Genomic DNA, 2,593 nt, shown 5'->3' with positions numbered 1-2,593 from the left:
GTCCTGACCACCCTGTCGGAGGCCGAGGCCGCCGGCGCCATCACCGTGGGTCAGGGACCCGGCGGCGGGGCTGCGGGGCGCGGCGCGGGCGCGGGATCGGGCGCCGGCCAGGGGGGCGACTGCTCCATGGTGGCGCGGCTGCAGGCCGCCCTGCGCAAGGACCCGCAGATCATGGCCGCGGCCCAGGACGCCGCCCGCCAGGCCGAGGGCCGCGCCCTGCTGGTCTGGCGGGAGGGCTGGATCCAGAGCCCCGGCCAGACGGGCAAGGGGCTGGCCGGGGTTCGCCAGGCCATCGCCCTGGAGGTGGCCTTCGCGCCCGAGGCCTGCCGCCGCGATCCCGTCACCGGCCCGGTGGTGCTGAGCCTGGCCGACCATGCCGGCGCCCCCCGCCTGGCCCTGGGCGGCGGGACCTGGCGCTGGAGCGATCTGCTGGAAGCCCGGCGCTAGACTGCGTCTCTAGGCCGGCTGGGCGTCCAGCGGGGGCGGGGGCGTGGCCTGTGTCGCCTCGGGGGCCAGCTCCACCAGGGCCATGCGCGCCCGCCAGGAGGCGAGGCCCAGCCAGGGGAAGATGACCAGGAAGGCCAGGAAGCCCGTGGCCGCCGAAACCAGCAGCAGCACGGCGATGATCGCCGCCCACAGGGTCAGGGGCGCCACATTGGCGGCCGCGGCCCGGAAGCTGGTCAGGGTGGCCACGAAGACATTGACCCGCGGGTCCAGCAGCAGGGGGGCTGCGACCACCACCATGACGAAGGTGAAATAGGCGATCACCCCACCCACCAGGGTTCCGGCCATGAGCATGGTGTGCCCGTCGGCGGTGAACAGGGCGAAGCGGACAAAGGCCTCCACCGTGTCGAACATCTGATAGGTGGAGAGCCCGAAGACGATTTGCGCCACCCGCCCCCAGAAGAGATAGACCAGCAGAAGGGCCAGCCCCAGAAAGGCCACGTCCTGGCGGAAGGCCGGGCGAACAAAGGCCACGTCGGCCAGGCGCACGGGCAGGCCCGCGGCCAGGCGCCGCCCGGCCTCATACGGCCCCATGGCCAGCATGGGCGCCACGAACACGAAGCCGAAGGTGAGCGTCAGCAGCCAGAAGGCCGCATTGCTCTGATAGAGGCCATAGAGCAGGCCGCTGGAGACCGCCGCCACCAGGGCGCCATAGGCCAGCATGGGACCCGGCGCCCGCAGGAAATCGGAAAAACCCTGGGCCAGCCATACGAAGGGGGCTGACAACCCCACGCGCCGCACGGGCGGCAGACCGCCGTCCCTGTCGGGAACCCTGTCCATCTTCTCGCTCCCTTGCTCTTGAAGGCCGGTCTTTGGCGCCGGCCTTTCGGACCCCATGGTCAAGCTTTGGATGGGGCCAGGCAAGACCCTCCCACCGCGCCGGACAAGCGTCACCTCAGGGCTGTCCCGGAGGCGTGTTGCCGGCCCCAGGGGAAGGCGCCCCATGCTGATCGCCTGCAAGAAGGCCGGGGAACAACGCCGGGGAACATCGGCGCGCACGGGAGGAGAGACGTCACATGACCAGCCAGGCGCCCATCAAGGCCTGCATCATCGGGGCCGGCCCCTCGGGCTTCACCACGGCCAGGCGGCTGGCCGAGGCGGGGATCGACTTCGACGTCTTCGAGCTCTCCGACGACATCGGCGGCAACTGGTACTTCAAGAACCCCAACGGGATGTCGGCCTGTTACGAGAGCCTGCACATCGACACCTCGAAATGGCGCCTGGCCTTCGAGGACTTCCCCGTGCCGGCCGACTGGCCCGACTTCCCCCATCACAGCCAGCTGCTGGCCTATTTCCACGCCTATGTGGACCATTTCGACCTGCGCCGGCGCATCACCTTCAACACCGGCGTGGCCAAGGCCAGCCGCGCCGGCGACGGCCGCTGGGACGTGACCCTGACCACGGGGGAGAGGCGAACCTACGACGCCCTCTTCGTCGCCAACGGCCACCACTGGGACCCGCGCTATCCCGACTATCCCGGCGAATTCTCAGGCCACGCCATGCACGCGCATGCCTATCGCAGCCCGTTTGATCCGGTGGACCTGCGGGGCAAAAACATCGTGGTGGTGGGCATGGGCAATTCGGCCATGGATATCGCCTCGGAGCTGTCGCAGAAGCCCATCGCCAAGACCCTGTGGGTGGCCGCCCGCCGGGGCGTCTGGGTCCTGCCCAAATACATGAACGGCAAGGTCGCCGACAAAGCCGCCATGCCCCACTGGATGCCGCGCAAGCTCGGCCTGCGCCTGGCGGCCAAGCGCATCCGCAAGCTGGTGGGCAATATGGAGGACTATGGCCTGCCCAAGCCTGACCATGAGCCGCTGACGGCCCACCCCTCGGTCTCGGGCGAGTTCCTGACCCGGGCCGGCTGCGGGGACATCAAGTTCAAGCCCAATATCGCCCGGCTGCGCGGCCATGAGGTGGAGTTCGAGGACGGCAGCGTCGAGGCCGTGGACGCCATCATCTACGCCACCGGCTATCACATCCGCTTCCCCTTCTTCGACGACCCGGACCTTCTGCCCGACGCGGAGAACCGCTTCCCCCTCTTCAAGCGGATGATGAAGCCGGGCGTGCCGAACCTGTTCTTCATGGG

General features: G+C 69.6%; 2 protein-coding genes and 1 pseudogene. 2 read left to right on the top strand and 1 reads right to left on the bottom strand.

The features are described from left to right. A pseudogene (locus V7D28_RS14800) lies at positions 1 to 447 on the top strand (hypothetical protein); the annotation flags it as partial. 9 nt (positions 448 to 456) lie between these two features. Here the strand turns inward: V7D28_RS14800 and V7D28_RS14795 are convergent. After that, a complete protein-coding gene (locus V7D28_RS14795; protein ID WP_333588148.1) occupies positions 457 to 1,284 on the bottom strand; it encodes a DUF2189 domain-containing protein in 828 nt (275 codons plus the stop codon). Positions 1,285 to 1,520: 236 nt separating this feature from the next. Here V7D28_RS14795 and V7D28_RS14790 point away from each other — a divergent pair. After that, positions 1,521 to 2,593 (top strand): flavin-containing monooxygenase (locus tag V7D28_RS14790; protein WP_333588147.1); only part of this gene is annotated, 1,073 nt, incomplete at its 3' end.

Origin of the sequence: Phenylobacterium sp. (genome assembly GCF_036723115.1) — a bacterium.
Classification (GTDB): domain Bacteria; phylum Pseudomonadota; class Alphaproteobacteria; order Caulobacterales; family Caulobacteraceae; genus Phenylobacterium.
Note: the sequence above shows the minus strand (reverse complement) of the source record. Positions and strands in the feature narration are given on the sequence as shown.

Bases quoted from the DNA above. Each gene is read 5' to 3' on its own strand.
- V7D28_RS14795 (WP_333588148.1), bottom strand. From the start codon at position 1,284: ATGGACAGGGTTCCCGACAGGGACGGCGGTCTGCCGCCCGTGCGGCGC.